Genomic DNA, 14,533 nt, shown 5'->3' with positions numbered 1-14,533 from the left:
CAATGAACGTTGCGTATTCTGCAACTACTCCCAGGGGACTCGATGCCTGCTTACGATGCCGCCGCCGTCGCCGCGCTTGCCGACGAGCGGGTGAGCCGACGCGACCGGGTACTGCCGCCCGCCTTCTGGGGCCGGACCGTCGCCGAGGTCCTGGCCGCGGGCCCGCGGCTCTCCGAGCTGCCGACCCCGTTGATGACGCTGTCCGCGCCCGGCGTACGGCACAACATCGACACGCTCGCTCGCTGGTGCGCACACCACGGCGTCGATCTCGCGCCGCACGGCAAGACCACGATGGCGCCAGCACTGTGGGCGCAGCAGCTGGACGCCGGCGCGTGGGCGATCACGCTGGCCAACGTCTTCCACCTCGCGATCGCTCGCCAGTTCGGCGTCCGCCGGGTGCTGATCGCGAACTCGGTCGTCTCCCCGCTCCAACTGCGCTGGGTCGCCGACGAGCTGGCCCGGGATCCGTCGTTCGAGGTGATGGTCTGGGCAGATTCCGTTCGGACTGTCGAGATCATGGAGGCGGCGCGGTCGGCGCATATCGGTCCGGATGCGCGGCCGCTCGACGTACTGGTTGAGCTAGGTGCACCTGGCGGCCGGACCGGTGCTCGGGACTTCGAGACTGCCGAGGCGGTCGCTTCGGCAGTGACAGAGGCCTCGACGCTACGGCTGGTCGGGGTGGCGGGCTACGAGGGCGCGGTCGGATCTGGCGTCGACGAGGCCGGACTGACCGCCGTACGGGCGTTTCTGCGCGACATGGCTGAGCTGCACTCGCGACTCGGCAAGCTGTACGACGAGGGCGTCGAACCGATCGTCACCGCAGGCGGCAGCGAGTACTTCGAGCTGGTCGCCGAGGTCCTGGGCCCGATCGAGGACGCACGGGTCGTCCTGCGGTCCGGCGCCTACATCTCGCACGATGACGGGCTCTACCGGCGGGTGTCGCCACTGGGTCAGTCGCCGCGGACCGACGGCGAACAGCTCGTCGCGGCGATGCACGGCTGGATGCGGATCACCTCGCAACCCGAGCCCGGGCTGGCGATCTTCGACGCCGGGCGGCGTGACTTCCCGGTCGACCAGGACATGCCCGAACCGCAGTTGATCCGGCCTCGCTCAGTCGGCGAACCGGTGCTCCCCGCGACCGGCATGACGGTGACCAAGCTGAACGACCAGCACGGTTATCTGCGGTTCGGCGACGAACCGGTGGTGATCGGTGACGAACTCCGGGTCGGCCTCTCGCATCCGTGTACCGCGTTCGACAAGTGGGGCCTGATCCCGGTCGTGGACGACCCGGATGCAGCCGATCCCGTCGTCGTCGACCTGATCCGGACGTACTTCTGAGATGGCCGACCTGCTGATCGCCGGCGCCACCGTCCTCGACGGCACGGGCGCCCCCGGTTTCACCGCGGACGTCGCCGTCGACGCCGGCCGCATCGTGGCAGTGTCCACCAGCTCGGCCAACGGATCCCGGACCAGCGACGACCTGCCGACCGCCACCCGCACGATCGATGCCTCCGGGCTCGTCCTCTGCCCCGGATTCATCGACATGCATGCGCACTCCGACCTGCAGATCCTGGCGACGCCGGACCACACCGCCAAGGTCAGTCAGGGCGTCACGCTGGAGGTCCTCGGCCAGGACGGATTGTCGTTCGCGCCGATCGACGACCCGACCCGGGCCGCGATCCGCCGCCAGATCGCCGGCTGGAACGGCGAACCGGACGACTTCGACTTCTCCTGGTCGACGGTCGCGGGCTATCTGGATCGCCTCGATCAGGGAATCGCGTGCAATGCGGCCTACCTGGTCCCGCAGGGCACGCTGCGGATGATGGTCGTCGGCACCGAGAACCGCCCGGCCACCCCGACCGAACTGGCGCAGATGATCGACCTGCTCACGCAGGCGATGCGCGACGGCGCGGTCGGGATGAGCAGTGGCCTCACCTATACGCCGGGCATGTTCGCCACCACCGAGGAACTCGTCGAGCTGTGCCGCGTCGTCGCGCAGCACGGCGGCTACTACTCCCCCCATCAACGGTCCTACGGCCAGGGCGCTCTCGACGCGTACGCCGAGATGGTCGAAGTGGCCCGCCGCTCCGGCTGCCCACTGCACCTGACCCACGCGGTGATGAACTTCGGCCCGAACCAGGGTCGTGGCGCCGACCTGATCGCGATGATCGACAAGGCACTCGCCGATGGTCTCGACGTCACCACCGACACGTATCCCTACTTGCCTGGGGCAACAACTCTTGCGGCGACGTTGCCGAGCTGGACGGCCGAGGGCGGCCCGGACGCTCAGCTGGACCGGTTGCGGGATCCGGCGACGCGGGCCAGGATCGCGCACGAGATGGAGCAGGTCGGCTCCGACGGCTGCCACGGCTGTGTGATCGAGTGGAACACCATCGAGATCGGCGGCGTCCGCAACCCCGCCCTCGGCGATGCCGTCGGCCGGACAGTCGAAGACCTCGCCGCCAGAAGCGGTAAGCCGGCCGCCGATGTCTTCTTCGACCTGCTGATCGCGGACGATCTGGGCACCTCGATCCTGCAGCATGTCGGGCACGAGGAGAACGTGCGAACGATCATGCAGCACTCGAGCCACACCGGCGGCTCGGACGCGATCCTGGTCGGCGGCAAACCGCACCCACGCTCGTGGGGCACCTTCCCGCGCTACCTGGGCCGGTATGTCCGCGAACTCGGCGTCCTGGAACTGGCCGACTGCATCCACCACCTCACCGGCCGACCGGCACGCCGGCTGCGGCTCACCGACCGGGGCCTGGTCCGGGAGGGATACCAGGCGGACCTGGTCCTCTTCGATCCGGACACCGTCCACGACACCGCCACCTTCGACAACCCCCGGCAGCAGGCCGAAGGCATCCCGTACGTCTTCGTCAACGGTGTTCCCGTCATCGACGACGGTCATCGGACCGATGCGCTGCCTGGCCGGGCCATCCGCCGTACTGACGTTTGAGAGGACCCCGTTATGACCACCCTGGACCTGCTGCGAGCCGACCGCGTGCTGACTGTCGTCAGGGCACCGGAGATCGCTGACGCCCGGGATCTGTGCGCGGCACTGGTGTCCGGCGGAATCCACGTCGTCGAGCTGACTTTCACGACTCCGGACCTGCCCCGGCACCTGGAGCGCGCAGCCTCGACGGCCGCCGAGACGGACGCGGTGGTCGGCGCCGGGACCGTGCAGACGGGCGAGCAGGCTCAGCAGGCGATCGACGCGGGCGCACAGTTCCTGGTGACACCTGGTCAGGGCCCGGAGGCAGCGGCGATCGCCGAGGCCGCGCGGGCGGCCGGCGTACCGGTGGTGCTCGGTGCTTTCACACCGTCCGAGGTGATGACTGCGCTCGCGCTGGGGTCGGATGCGGTCAAGATCTTCCCGGCCCACCAGCTCGGTCCGAAGTACTTCAAGGATCTGAACGGCCCGTTCCCCGGGGTGCCGCTGATTCCGTCGGGCGGCATCAACGCCGGGAACGCCCGGGAGTATCTGGATGCCGGAGCGCTGGCCGTCAGCGCGGGCACCGATGTGGTCTCCCCCGCCGACGTCGCGGCGGCCGACTGGCAGACCATCACAGCGAAGGCCAAGGCCTTCGTGGCCGCGATCAGCTGACCGTGATGCTGCCATAGCTGGTCCGTAGGAAGAGACGATGCTTCGCGGTCGGGTCGTTGTTCGGACCGATGTCGACGGAGCCCTGCGCCGCGACCGCATCGATGGCGTACGTCGTGGTGCCGGGCACCCGGACGTTGAGCGAGCCATCGCTGACCGTGGCCGTCACCTGCTCGGGAGGCTCGTCGAACTGCAGGGACAGTGAGCCCCGACGGGCGTCGACGGAGACCTGTGGACTGCGCATCCGGTTCATCGAGACGGTCCCCTCGCTGGCGTCGACCTGCACCTTCGCCGCCAGGCCGGAGACGGTGATGGAGACCCCCTCGGCCTTGGCCTGCACGGCAAGAGCAGCTGGGACCTCGACCGTGAGCTCGACCTCGCAGTGTGTGTCCGGGCAGGTCGTCCGGATGTCCAGCACGCCGTCGACGGTCCGGACGTCGACCTTCGGCTCCTGCTTCGCATAGGTCCCGTCGACGCTGACCCGCACCTGGTTGCTCGCACTACCGATCACGTTGGCCGGAATCTCCGAGAAAATCCGCACCCCCTGCGGCGCGTTGGCGAAGCTGGACGAATAGTCGAACGGAAGCTTGCCGCGGATCGTCGCAACCGTGACCGCGGCGCCCGCGACTACCAGCACCAGCAGTGGCACCACGCCGATCAGCAGCATCCGACGCTGCGCTGAAGTGAGTGCCATCAGCTGTCCAGGAACCGCAACACGGCCAGGACCCGGCGATGCTCGCCCTCGGTCGACGACAGCTTCAGCTTCTGGAAGATGCTGCTGATGTGCTTCTCCACAGCACCCTCCCCGACCACGAGCGCCTGCGCGATCCCGGTGTTCGACTTGCCCTCCGCCATCGCCCGCAGGACCTCCTGCTCACGCGGACTCAGTGCGGCCAACGGATCCGCCTTGCTGGACCGCACCAGCAACTGCGAGATCACCTCCGGGTCCAGCGCCGCACCGCCATCGGCCACGCGGCGCAGTCCGTCGAGGAACTGGTCCACGTCGGCCACCCGGTCCTTCAGCAGATACCCGACGCCGCCCGGGTTGCTGCCGATCAGCTCGCTCGCATACCGCTCCTCGACATACTGGGACAGGACCAGCACACCGGTGTCCGGATACTGCTCGCGGAGCACCAGCGCCGCCCGCAGCCCTTCGTCGGTGAACGTCGGCGGCATCCGCACATCGACCACGCAGACATCAGGCCGGTGCTGGGCGACCGCCTTGAGCAGCTCGTCACCGTCGCCGACTGCCGCGACCACCGTGCACTCCTGCTCCTCCAGCAGCCGCACGATGCCCTCGCGAAGCAGCACCGAATCCTCGGCGATCACGACTCGCAGACTGGTCATTCGCACGGCACCTCCGCGGTGAGGACGGTCGGACCGCCCGGTGGACTGCTGAGACTGAGCCGGCCGTCGACCCCGGCCACCCGGTCGGACAGGCCCTGCAGGCCGGTCCCGCCCTCGGGACGCGCACCGCCCCGGCCGTCGTCGGTCACCTCGACCCGGAGCAGGTTGCCCACCCGCACGATCCGGACCTCGGCCCGGGCCGCGTCGGCATGTTTGGCCACATTGGTCAGTGCCTCGGTGACGACGAAGTAGGCGATGGACTCGATGGTCAGCGACGGCCGCGGGTCGACGTCGACACTCACGCGCACCGGCACCGGAGACCGCGCGGCGACCGCGGAGATCGCGGCATCGAGCCCGCGGTCGGTCAGCACCGGTGGATGCAGACCGCGGGTCAGATCCCGAAGCTCCGCAATCGCCTGCAGGGCCTCGGAGTGCGCTTCCTCGATCAGCGAGCGGATCGCCGGATCCTTGTCGGTCAGCCGGTTCTTCGCGCGGCCCAGGGTCATCGCCAGTGAGACCAGCCGCTGCTGTGCACCGTCATGCAGATCGCGCTCCATCCGCCGCCGCTCGGCCTCCGCCGAGTCGACCACCTGCTGCCGGCTTGTCACCAGCCGGCTCACCCGCTCGGTCAGCGCCCCGGTCTCGTCTCCGCCCAGGTAGATCCGGGCGAGATGTCCGTCCAAGGCGGACGCCGTCCGCATCAGCACCGGGGAGACCAGCACCAGGAACACCGCGCCGAACACCGCTGCGGCGATGGCCTTGTTCTCGGTGTCGACCACGAACGGCCCGAACTGAGCCTGCTGCGCCGCGAACTTCGAGAAGTAGAACGGCAGCCCGATCAGCACCGGCGGAATCGACCAGGCGACCACGATCAGCAGCAGCCAGAACATTGCTGCTGGCAACAGCAGGACGTAGTACAGGAACTGGCGCCACAGATTCGGATCGGTGATCGCCCGGCGGGCGTCGACGATCCGGCTGCCGGACGGCTCCGGTGGCTCGAGAGGCAGCACCTCCTGCCCGCGGGTGATCCGGGCCCGGGCCCGCTCCCACCGTGCCAGCGCGTAGACCGCTCGGGCCGCAGCCGTCGTCACCGGCACCCCGACGAAGGCCAGCGGCCACCCGAGCACGGCCACACAGACGGAGACCAGGGCCAGCAGCCCGGAGGTCAGCACCACGACGGAATCACCGAGCAGATGGACCGTTGCCAGCCACAAGTACGGAGAACGCCACAGCCGCCATGGTCGCCGGGGAACCGGACTCGCGATCGTCGTCACCCGAACCACCTCCCGTGTCTGTGCCGCTGTGCTGGTTTGTGCGGGACGGGCTCAAACCTACGTCGCGGCCGAGGGGTGCCGATATGAGGACATCCCCCGTATCGAGTTCGGGTTAACCCCACCTCCGATTCGTGGGTTGTCCTCAATGTGCCGAAGCCGCCGCGACGGAATGCTCGTAGCCATGACGACGACACTCCCGCAGGCTCCCGTAGCCGCGCCGCCCGGGCGGCAGCTGACCGTGCAACTCGGTGACGCGATCGACGACCGCGTCGCCGAGGCTCTCGACGACTACATCGCGGAGGGCCGCCTCGACGGCCGGATCCGCCCGCGCCGCTCCCCCGGCGGTCTGGCCGCGCTGGTCGCGGGCGTCGTTGCGGCGGTGCTGCTGCCGTGGTGCCTGATCCTCGCGGCGACGTTGCCGAGCACCTACCAGGCCAACCACTGGAGGCTCACCTGGATCGGCCTCGACGTCTTGACCGCGGTCGCCGCCGGCCTGACGGCGTACCTGCTGCACACTCGCAACAGATACGCCGTCCTGACCGCGATGGCCGCCGGGACCCTTCTCCTGGCTGACGCCTGGTTCGACGTCAGCACCGCGGGCGCAGGCTTCGACCGCACGCTTTCCCTGGCCGAGGCCTTCCTCCTGGAGGTCCCACTGGCCGTGTGCGCCTGGGTCGTCGCCGCCCGCGAGCTCCGGCGCTAGCCGATCAGTTCGAGGACGGGACCTTCATGCAGCGCTCGGTAGACCTTGTCGCGCAACACGTTGGCCTCGGCATCGGTCAGGGTTCGATCGACCGGTCGGAGGACCAGCCTGACCAGGAGGTTCCGTTGTCCTGCGGTGATCTGCAACCGCGCCCGCGCAGCCGCCGGAAGCTCGTCGTACGTCGTCTCGCCGAGCACCTCCAGCGATTCCGCGGCATCCGCATCCGGACCGAGCGCATCCCGCACCTTGTCGCCGAGCACCTCCGGCGACACATCCGCCTCCGCACCCACCACAACCGAGAGATCCCGGCGGACCGGTGGCATCGTCGACACCGATCGGTAGGGCTGCAGGTCACGCATCTGGCCGGCCACCCGCGGATCCGTCGACCTGAGCAACCGGATGTCGCGGATGCCCTTCCGCAACATCAGCAACCGGTCCAGCCCCGGTCCCATCGCCAGTCCGGTCCAGCTGTCGTCCAGACCGGCCTTGCGCAGGACAGCCGGCGCGGCCACCCCGCATTCACCGATCTCGATCCACTGATCGTCCAGCAGGACATCGATCTGCCGGCCATGGATCGTGTAGGGGTGCACCGCAGGCACCGTCCGGTAGGTCTGCCCGGGCAGCACAGTCTCGACCAACCGGGCGATCATGTCCTCCAGCTCGGGCTCTCCGAGCGCGACATTGCGACTGAGCCGCCAGAGGTCGAGCTGATGCGGCGTGCCAGTGTGCTGCCAGTCCACCGAGTCCCGGCGGTAGCAGATCCCAGCACACACCATCAGCACATCAGATGCCTCGGAGCAGGCGAGCTCACGCAACGCAGGCGGGATCATCGCCGACGTGTGACTACGCAGCACCTCACCCTCCGACGCATAGCGGGTGTAGCGAGCTTCCCGGGTCACCGCACCAGCGGCGTACCCAAGGTTGTCGTAGTTGTCGGCCAGGCTGACCACCGGATGGTCGCGCCGGGTCCAAACCTCCGTATAGGGCCAAGCAGCACCCAATGCCGTCCGGATCGAGTCAACGATCAGCTGGACAGCATGCGGACCCTGCGCCGGATCAGTCAGATCGCGCAGCGACAGAGCGGAATGCAGTTCCTCAAGAGTGAGGACAGACATGAGATATCTCCAAAGGTGACGGTCTCGACGGGGGACTCTTCACACCCCGACCAGCCACGGTCACCTCAGGAGAGAGCGCAGCAGCAGCCCACCCCGTCGGCACCATCGCGCCGGCCGGGGCAAAAAAATCGCCACCCATACTGCGTCATACGGACACCCTACCGCCTCCACTCCTTGTCTAACATGCAAAAGTACTTTAGGTTGTTAGATGAGAGGTGATACCGATGCTCTATCAGCCGGAACTGATCGGTGGTCACGTCGCGCTGGACCTGCTGAACACCGTTTCCTGGCGGCTGGAGCCGTCGCGTACCGTCGACCGGATCGCGACGCCGGAGGCGCTGGCTACGTGGTGTGCGGCGGTGGGTCTCAGCGGAGACAGCACGCCCGAGAGGGTGGCCAGTGTGCGTGGGACCCTCTATGACGTCCTGGTGCCCATCGCGCGCAGGACCGGGCCGGGAGATCCGCGGGAGCTGCAGGTCTTGCTGACACGCGCCCTGGGGCGTGCGACCCCAGCGGGTGTGCGGCCGCTGGACTGGGTTGGCGCCGATCTCGTGGACGAGTTGGTGCTGGCGGGCGGCCGGCTGTTGGAGCGGGAGGACCTGGGCAGGCTGCGGGAGTGCCAGGACGACGGCTGTGGGTGGCTGTTCCTGGATCGCAGCAAGAACGGGTCCCGACGGTGGTGCAGTTCGGGTGACTGTGGGAATCGGGCCCGCGCGAAGCGGCACTACGAACGGGTTCGCGCCGGGCGGGAATCGTGAGGGGCTCCGCAGCAGTTGCTGCGCTGCTCGATCGGCGGCAGGAGTTCTTCGAGGGCATGCGACTGGGCGTCGGGCCCGGCGCCGCCGCCTTCGTGCTGGCGTTGAGCTTCGGGGCCGAGGCTGTGGCGCGCGGCTGGGGTTTCGGGCTGCCGGTGTTGTTCTCGATGTTCGCGTGGTCGGGATCGGCGCAGTTCGCGTTGCTGACCTCGATCGCCGGTGGCTCAGCAGTCGTCGCGGTGACGTCGGCAGTCCTGATCAACGCCCGCTATCTGATGATGAGTCTCGCCCTCAACGACAGCCTCAGTGGCAGTCGGTTGTCCCGCGCGCTCCAGGTGCAAGCGCTCTGCGACGCATCCTTTGTCGTTGCCCACAGCACCAAAGGTGGCTACGACATCGTTCGTCTCGTCGGCGCGAGTATCCCGCAGTGGGTGCTCTGGGCCGCCGGGACCGCGGTCGGCGCACTGACTGCGCCCTCTCCTGATCTGATGCAGCGGCTGGGTCTCGACGTGGCGTTCCCAGCCTTCTTCCTGATCCTCGCGCTCGACGAGTTGCGCCGATCGAAGCGTGCCCTGGTCGCCGGCCTGCTGGGCGCCTCGGTCGCCGCCGCGCTGCTCTTCGTCACCACTCCGAGCTACGCCTTGCTGGGCGCCATCGCCGCGGCCCTGCTCGGCATTCTTCCCGAGAAGGAGGGCGAACAGGCATGAGGCTCTGGTTGTCCGTAGCCGTGGTGACCGTGATCAACTGGCTCCTGAAGGCGAGCGCCCCGCTGATCATCGGCGGCCGCAAGCTCCCACCGCCGGTGCTCAGGCTGACTGCTCTCACCGCACCGGTTCTGCTGGCCGGACTGATCGTCACGGAGCTGGGCGGCGAGCACTGGCAGGCGGTCGACTGGACGAAGCTGGTCGGTGTCGGGGCCGCCGGTGGACTGTGCCTGGCGAAGGTGCCGATGTTGCTGGCCGTCGCGGGTGGCATCGTCGTTACCGCGCTGATTCGCCTCAGCCTGCGCTGACGGCACCCGGATCTGCGCGAGCGGATCAGCAGCTGAATCCGGGTGTCGTTCCTGCGAACCGGGTGCGACGATGGGCCGCATGCGATGGATTGATGCGTTGGAGGGGACGGCCGCGGAGAAGTTGCCGGAGGCTGTGCATCGTTACTACCGGCAGGGGTCCGCCGGCGGGATCAGCGTTGGGGAGGCGGTTGCGGCCTGGTCGTCGTACCGGTTTCGGCCGCGCGTTCTGCAGGATGTGTCGTCGATCGAGCTTGGCACCACCGTGCTCGGTACGCCGGTCTCGTCGCCGGTGCTCGTTGCGCCGTCGACGCTGCAGCGGCTGGCGGATCCCGACGGGGAGATCGCGATGGCGAACGGTGTCCGCGATGCCGGATCGCTGCTCGGTGTGTCCAGCAATGCCGGGACCCGGTTCGCCGACCTCGGCGCGACCGGGGTCCCGTGGTGGCTGCAGATCTACATCGTGCGGAATCGCAGTATCACCGAGCAGATGCTCGACGCGGCCGTCGCCGGTGGCGCGAAGGCGATCGTCCTCACGGTCGACACCCCGGTGGTCGGGCGCAAGGAGGACGACGGTCCGGTGGTGTGGTCGTACGTCCAGCCGGGTCAGCTGCGGATCAACGTCCCCGAGGGTGATTGGACCGACGAGGATCTCGACAAGGCTGATGACCTGACGCCCGACGTGATCGGCTGGCTGGCTGAGCGCACCGGACTCCCGGTCGTGGTGAAGGGCGTCCTACGCGGCGACGACGCCAAACGCATCTCGGACGCAGGTGCCGCCGGCATCATCGTCTCCAACCACGGCGGTCGCCAGCTCGACGGCTCGATCCCCACTGCCCAGGCGCTCCCCGAGGTCGCCGAGGCCCTGGCCGGCACGACCACCGAGCTGTACGTCGACGGTGGTATCCGCCGCGGCGAACACGTCCTCGCCGCCCTGGCGCTCGGTGCTCGCGCCGTCTTCGTCGGCCGCCCAGCCCTCTGGGCCCTCACCGTCGACGGCCAGTCCGGTGTCACGCGCCTGCTCACCGAGCTCGCCGAAGAGCTCGAACACACCCTTCAACTGGTCGGCGTCCCCCGCCTGGCCGACCTCACCCCGGATTTGGTTGCCCAGCGCACCTAATTGCAACAACGTGCAATTCGGCGTGTGGACCTGGCGCGCCGCCTGCCTGCCTGAAACGCTTGTTTTCCGTAAGTAGCGGAGCATCGACGAAAGGCAGCGAACATCGTGGTCAAGAAACTGACGGCCGCCCTCGGGCTCATCGGCCTGGCAGCGCTCGGGACGCCTGCAGTCGCGCAGGCCGCACCGGCCCCTGCCCAGACCGCCTCGTCGGTAGCCGTGCCGATGGTCGGCCTCGGTGGATGCCCCGACAACTATCTGTGTCTCTACGCCGGGACGAACTTCACTCAGCGGAAGTTCTCGTCCAAGGGCGGCGTATACAGTCTCAGCAGGTACGGCCTCAACGAGCAGCCCCGGAGCTGGGGCGTCATGTCCTACGTCAACAACACGCCCTACACCGCCCGGTTCTACGACACCACCGGCGTACAGGTCTGGTCGATCCGGCCCGGCGGCAGCAGCACCGACAGCTCCGCCTGGTACGGCGAGTCCCAGCTGCGGCTGTAGCCGCAGTACCCCGCCAAAGCAGAAGGCCCCGGGAGGAATCCCGGGGCCTTGCTGTGTGGAACCTGTGGATCAGGCGTCCGCGTTCTCCTCGAGGAGGTTGCGGGTGGCGTTCGGGTCGACCGGGACACCGGGGCCCATGGTCGTCGAGAACACCGCCTTGCGGATGTAGCGGCCCTTGGAGCTGGCCGGCTTCAGCCGCAGGATCTCCTCGAGCGCCGCGCTGTAGTTCTCCACCAGCTGGGCCTCGTCGAACGACGCCTTGCCGATGATGAAGTGCAGGTTCGCGTGCCGGTCGACCCGGAACTCGATCTTGCCGCCCTTGATGTCCGTGACGGCCTTGGTGACGTCCGGGGTGACCGTGCCGGTCTTCGGGTTCGGCATCAGGCCACGCGGGCCGAGGACGCGACCGAGCCGGCCGACCTTGCCCATCAGGTCAGGGGTGGCGACGACGGCGTCGAAGTCCAGCCAGCCGTCGGTCACCTTCTTGATCAGGTCGTCGTCACCGACGAAGTCGGCGCCGGCGGCCTTCGCGGCCTCGGCCTTGTCACCGGTGGCGAAGACGAGGACCCGTGCCGTCTTGCCGGTACCGTGCGGAAGGTTGACGGTGCCGCGCACCATCTGGTCGGCCTTACGGGGGTCGACCCCGAGGCGCATCGCGACGTCCACGGTCGAGTTGAACTTCTTCGTCCCGGCGGACTCATTGGCCAGCCGGATCGCCTCGAGCGGGGAGTACAGGTGATCGAAGTCGATCTTGTCCGCGATTGCGCGGTATGCCTTGCTGCGCAGTGCCATTGCTGTTTCCTCTCTGGGGTGTGGTCTCCGGGCGGCGCTACGCCCTGCCACAACTACTCGTGGTGCTGGTGCTGCCGCGGCGCTCAGGCCTCGACGGTCACACCCATGGAACGGGCGGTGCCCTCGATGATCTTCATCGCGGCGTCGATGTCACGGGCGTTCAGGTCCGGCATCTTGGTGGTGGCGATCTCGCGGACCTGGTCCTTGGTGATCTTGCCGACCTTGTCCTTGTGCGGGACAGCCGAACCCTTCTGCAGACCAGCGGCCTTCTTGATCATCTCGGGCGCCGGCGGCGTCTTGGTGACGAACGTGAAGGAACGGTCTTCGTAGATGGTGATCTCGACCGGGACCACGTTGCCACGCATGGATTCCGTCTGGGCGTTGTACGCCTTGCAGAACTCCATGATGTTGACACCGTGCGGGCCGAGCGCCGTACCTACCGGCGGGGCGGGCGTCGCTGCGCCGGCCTGGAGCTGCACCTTGACCAGGGCAGCGATCTTCTTCTTGGGAGGCATTCTGTCGGGTCCTTAGACTTTCTGGATCTGGTTGAAGCTGAGTTCCACCGGGGTCTCCCGGCCGAAGATCTCCACCAGCGCCTTGATCCGCTGTGCGTCGGCATTGATCTCCGTGATCGTGGCGTGCAGGGTCGCGAACGGCCCGTCCACCACCATGACCGAGTCGCCGACCCCGAAGTCGGCCACCTCGACCTTCTTCTTGGCCGCCGTCTTGGCGGGTGCGGCACCTGCTTCGGCTGCCGCCGCCTCGGCCGCCGCAACGACGGCCGGAGCGAGCATCTTCTCGACCTCTTCGAGGCTGAGCGGGACCGGCTTCTGGCTGTTGCCGACGAAACCGGTGACCGACGGCGTGTGCCGCACGGTCGACCAGGACTCGTCGGTCAGATCCATCCGGACCAGGACATAACCGGGGAGGACGGTGCGCTTGACCATCTTGCGCTGACCGTTCTTGATCTCGGCGACCTCTTCGGTCGGCACGACGATCTCGAAGATGAAGTCCTCCATGTTCAGGGAGTTGATCCGGTTCTCAAGGTTGCCCTTGACCCGGTTCTCCATCCCTGAATACGTGTGTACGACGTACCAGTCGCCGATCTGCGAGCGGAGCCGGCTGCGCAGCTCCTCGAGCGGGTCGCCCGGCTCCTCGTCCTCGTCGGCCTGCGCAGCCGCGGCGGCGACCGCCAGGGCCGCGTCGTCGGCGTCGTCGTCCGCGCTGGAGAAGACCACCGCGTCGACGGTCGGCTCCGACTCGGTGCTGTCGTCGGCCGCGGTCTGGCCGGTCTCGCCGGCCAGCTCCTCGGCGGCGTCCTCGACATCGGACTGCGTCACGACCTCGGCCGCTTCGGCGTCGTCCGCGGCGGCGACCACGACGACCGGCTCGTCGTCGGAGTCGTCGGTCTCGGCCGGGCCTTCCTCGGCTTCGTCGTCGGCGGAGTACTCCGGCTCCTCGACCACGACCTCGTCGGTCTCGTCGTCGGAGTCCTCGTCGTCGAGGCCCGCGAACGGGTCGTCACCGTCGTCGGCGAACAGGTCGTCGTCCTCGACGACAGTGGTCTCGTCGAAGTCGAGATCCAGGTCGTCGTCGGAGTCGGATACGTCGAACTCGTCCTTGAGCTCAAGGACCTCGTCGTCGCGCTCTGACACGTCGTACTCCGTCATCTGTGGATCGGTTCTGGATCTGGCGTCGGGGACGGGCGGTGGCCCGGCTCCCCGGCCTGCGTGGGCGGTGTCGGCCTCAGCCGAAGATCTTGAGTACTGCCCAGCCGAAGGCGAGGTCGAGGACCGAGACGATCGCGATGACGAACACCACGAAGGTCAGCACCACCACGAAGTAGGTGGACAACTGCTTGCGGGTGGGCCAGACGACCTTGCGGAGCTCGGCGACCACCTGGCGGTAGAAACGCAGCAGGCCTCTGCCTTGCTTGCCTTCCGCAGGCTGACCGGCGCCGGACGGTGCCGGGGTGCGCGTCTCCGTCACGACCTACCTCTTTCGCTAGCGGCGGCCTGACCGGCCCTGCGCCGGTCAGGATGTGCAGGGCACGAGGGACTTGAACCCCCAACCTTCGGTTTTGGAGACCGATGCTCTGCCAGTTGAGCTAGTGCCCTCTGCAATCCATCCGGACGCCGCACAGGACCTGAACTCGGGCATGCCGAGTCAGGGCCATCAACGCCCGGACTAGAAGAGTGTACGGGTTCGGAGCCACCTGGTCGAACTCGGCCTGTCGGCGTCGTCCTGCCTGCTCCTGACCCGCACAGCCCCCGAACCGGGCGCCGTACCGCGACCAGAACCATACAGCCTGCA

The 14,533-nt window shown here is 68.1% G+C and carries 17 protein-coding genes and 1 tRNA gene; 9 read left to right on the top strand and 9 right to left on the bottom strand.

The genetic code is table 11. The annotated features are described in order from the left end of the window. The first annotated feature begins 42 nt into the window (after positions 1-42). The 3 genes from ACFCV3_RS16690 to ACFCV3_RS16680 are packed head-to-tail and all read left to right on the top strand — an operon-like array spanning position 43 to position 3,607. Positions 43-1,338: an amino acid deaminase gene (locus ACFCV3_RS16690; RefSeq protein ID WP_376030887.1), complete on the top strand. Its 1,296-nt coding sequence runs from the start codon at positions 43-45 to the stop codon at positions 1,336-1,338. A 1-nt stretch (position 1,339) separates the two neighbouring features. Then, entirely contained in the window at positions 1,340-2,959 is a 1,620-nt protein-coding gene (locus ACFCV3_RS16685) for an amidohydrolase family protein (protein ID WP_376030886.1), read from the top strand. A 12-nt stretch (positions 2,960-2,971) separates the two neighbouring features. Next, positions 2,972-3,607 carry a bifunctional 4-hydroxy-2-oxoglutarate aldolase/2-dehydro-3-deoxy-phosphogluconate aldolase gene (locus tag ACFCV3_RS16680; protein ID WP_376030885.1) on the top strand — a complete coding sequence of 212 codons (636 nt, stop codon included), beginning with the start codon at positions 2,972-2,974 and terminating at the stop codon, positions 3,605-3,607. Here the strand turns inward: ACFCV3_RS16680 and ACFCV3_RS16675 are convergent. The 3 genes from ACFCV3_RS16675 to ACFCV3_RS16665 are packed head-to-tail and all read right to left on the bottom strand — an operon-like array spanning position 3,600 to position 6,225. After that, positions 3,600-4,298 carry a DUF4097 family beta strand repeat-containing protein gene (locus tag ACFCV3_RS16675; RefSeq protein WP_376030884.1) on the bottom strand — a complete coding sequence of 233 codons (699 nt, stop codon included), beginning with the start codon at positions 4,296-4,298 and terminating at the stop codon, positions 3,600-3,602. The two genes, ACFCV3_RS16680 and ACFCV3_RS16675, sit on opposite strands and share 8 nt — an antisense overlap. Beyond that, positions 4,298-4,942, bottom strand: a complete 645-nt coding sequence (locus ACFCV3_RS16670; RefSeq protein ID WP_376031353.1) for a response regulator — start codon at positions 4,940-4,942, stop codon at positions 4,298-4,300. Before ACFCV3_RS16670 ends, ACFCV3_RS16675 begins: the two co-directional genes overlap by 1 nt. Positions 4,943-4,947: 5 nt before the next feature. Further along, positions 4,948-6,225: a sensor histidine kinase gene (locus tag ACFCV3_RS16665; protein ID WP_376030883.1), complete on the bottom strand. Its 1,278-nt coding sequence runs from the start codon at positions 6,223-6,225 to the stop codon at positions 4,948-4,950. 181 nt (positions 6,226-6,406) lie between these two features. Between ACFCV3_RS16665 and ACFCV3_RS16660 the strand changes: the two genes are divergently transcribed. Next, a complete protein-coding gene (locus ACFCV3_RS16660) occupies positions 6,407-6,928 on the top strand; it encodes a hypothetical protein (protein ID WP_376030882.1) in 522 nt (173 codons plus the stop codon). Here the strand turns inward: ACFCV3_RS16660 and ACFCV3_RS16655 are convergent. After that, positions 6,925-8,043 carry a hypothetical protein gene (locus tag ACFCV3_RS16655; RefSeq protein ID WP_376030881.1) on the bottom strand — a complete coding sequence of 373 codons (1,119 nt, stop codon included), beginning with the start codon at positions 8,041-8,043 and terminating at the stop codon, positions 6,925-6,927. The two genes, ACFCV3_RS16660 and ACFCV3_RS16655, sit on opposite strands and share 4 nt — an antisense overlap. 224 nt (positions 8,044-8,267) lie before the next feature. Between ACFCV3_RS16655 and ACFCV3_RS16650 the strand changes: the two genes are divergently transcribed. From ACFCV3_RS16650 to ACFCV3_RS16630, 5 genes are all read left to right on the top strand, one after another. After that, entirely contained in the window at positions 8,268-8,801 is a 534-nt protein-coding gene (locus ACFCV3_RS16650) for a CGNR zinc finger domain-containing protein (RefSeq protein ID WP_376030880.1), read from the top strand. After that, positions 8,798-9,505, top strand: a complete 708-nt coding sequence (locus tag ACFCV3_RS16645) for an AzlC family ABC transporter permease (protein ID WP_376030879.1) — start codon at positions 8,798-8,800, stop codon at positions 9,503-9,505. Before ACFCV3_RS16650 ends, ACFCV3_RS16645 begins: the two co-directional genes overlap by 4 nt. Continuing rightward, positions 9,502-9,810: an AzlD domain-containing protein gene (locus ACFCV3_RS16640; RefSeq protein WP_376030878.1), complete on the top strand. Its 309-nt coding sequence runs from the start codon at positions 9,502-9,504 to the stop codon at positions 9,808-9,810. Before ACFCV3_RS16645 ends, ACFCV3_RS16640 begins: the two co-directional genes overlap by 4 nt. Before the next feature lie 79 nt (positions 9,811-9,889). Next, entirely contained in the window at positions 9,890-10,927 is a 1,038-nt protein-coding gene (locus tag ACFCV3_RS16635) for an alpha-hydroxy acid oxidase (protein WP_376030877.1), read from the top strand. A gap of 105 nt (positions 10,928-11,032) precedes the next feature. Further along, positions 11,033-11,428, top strand: coding sequence for a peptidase inhibitor family I36 protein (locus ACFCV3_RS16630; protein ID WP_376030876.1), 396 nt, complete (start codon positions 11,033-11,035; stop codon positions 11,426-11,428). Between the two features lie 69 nt (positions 11,429-11,497). Here the strand turns inward: ACFCV3_RS16630 and rplA are convergent, their stop codons facing one another. From rplA to ACFCV3_RS16605, 5 genes are all read right to left on the bottom strand, one after another. Continuing rightward, positions 11,498-12,220, bottom strand: a complete 723-nt coding sequence (gene rplA / locus ACFCV3_RS16625) for a 50S ribosomal protein L1 (protein WP_376030875.1) — start codon at positions 12,218-12,220, stop codon at positions 11,498-11,500. 83 nt (positions 12,221-12,303) lie between these two features. Then, on the bottom strand, positions 12,304-12,735 hold the full coding sequence (gene rplK, locus ACFCV3_RS16620; protein ID WP_132411459.1) for a 50S ribosomal protein L11: 432 nt from the start codon (positions 12,733-12,735) through the stop codon (positions 12,304-12,306). Between the two features lie 12 nt (positions 12,736-12,747). Next, the gene (nusG, locus tag ACFCV3_RS16615) at positions 12,748-13,890 is read right to left on the bottom strand and encodes a transcription termination/antitermination protein NusG (protein ID WP_376030874.1); all 1,143 of its coding nucleotides are present in this window, start codon (positions 13,888-13,890) and stop codon (positions 12,748-12,750) included. 76 nt (positions 13,891-13,966) lie between these two features. Next, on the bottom strand, positions 13,967-14,209 hold the full coding sequence (gene secE / locus ACFCV3_RS16610) for a preprotein translocase subunit SecE (protein WP_376030873.1): 243 nt from the start codon (positions 14,207-14,209) through the stop codon (positions 13,967-13,969). Between the two features lie 55 nt (positions 14,210-14,264). Beyond that, positions 14,265-14,337 (bottom strand) — tRNA-Trp (locus ACFCV3_RS16605). Between the last annotated feature and the right edge of the window lie 196 nt (positions 14,338-14,533).

Source organism: Kribbella sp. NPDC056345 (assembly GCF_042262745.1).
In the GTDB taxonomy this organism is placed as follows: domain Bacteria; phylum Actinomycetota; class Actinomycetes; order Propionibacteriales; family Kribbellaceae; genus Kribbella.
This window is presented reverse-complemented; position numbering and strand designations above follow the sequence as displayed.

Coding starts and splice junctions, on each gene's coding strand:
- ACFCV3_RS16685 (WP_376030886.1), top strand. CDS start 1,340: ATGGCCGACCTGCTGATCGCCGGCGCCACCGTCCTCGACGGCACGGGC.
- ACFCV3_RS16655 (WP_376030881.1), bottom strand. CDS start 8,043: ATGTCTGTCCTCACTCTTGAGGAACTGCATTCCGCTCTGTCGCTGCGC.
- ACFCV3_RS16640 (WP_376030878.1), top strand. CDS start 9,502: ATGAGGCTCTGGTTGTCCGTAGCCGTGGTGACCGTGATCAACTGGCTC.
- ACFCV3_RS16650 (WP_376030880.1), top strand. CDS start 8,268: ATGCTCTATCAGCCGGAACTGATCGGTGGTCACGTCGCGCTGGACCTG.
- rplK (WP_132411459.1), bottom strand. CDS start 12,735: ATGCCTCCCAAGAAGAAGATCGCTGCCCTGGTCAAGGTGCAGCTCCAG.
- ACFCV3_RS16635 (WP_376030877.1), top strand. CDS start 9,890: ATGCGATGGATTGATGCGTTGGAGGGGACGGCCGCGGAGAAGTTGCCG.
- ACFCV3_RS16675 (WP_376030884.1), bottom strand. CDS start 4,298: ATGGCACTCACTTCAGCGCAGCGTCGGATGCTGCTGATCGGCGTGGTG.
- rplA (WP_376030875.1), bottom strand. CDS start 12,220: ATGGCACTGCGCAGCAAGGCATACCGCGCAATCGCGGACAAGATCGAC.
- nusG (WP_376030874.1), bottom strand. CDS start 13,890: ATGACGGAGTACGACGTGTCAGAGCGCGACGACGAGGTCCTTGAGCTC.
- ACFCV3_RS16690 (WP_376030887.1), top strand. CDS start 43: ATGCCTGCTTACGATGCCGCCGCCGTCGCCGCGCTTGCCGACGAGCGG.
- ACFCV3_RS16660 (WP_376030882.1), top strand. CDS start 6,407: ATGACGACGACACTCCCGCAGGCTCCCGTAGCCGCGCCGCCCGGGCGG.
- ACFCV3_RS16680 (WP_376030885.1), top strand. CDS start 2,972: ATGACCACCCTGGACCTGCTGCGAGCCGACCGCGTGCTGACTGTCGTC.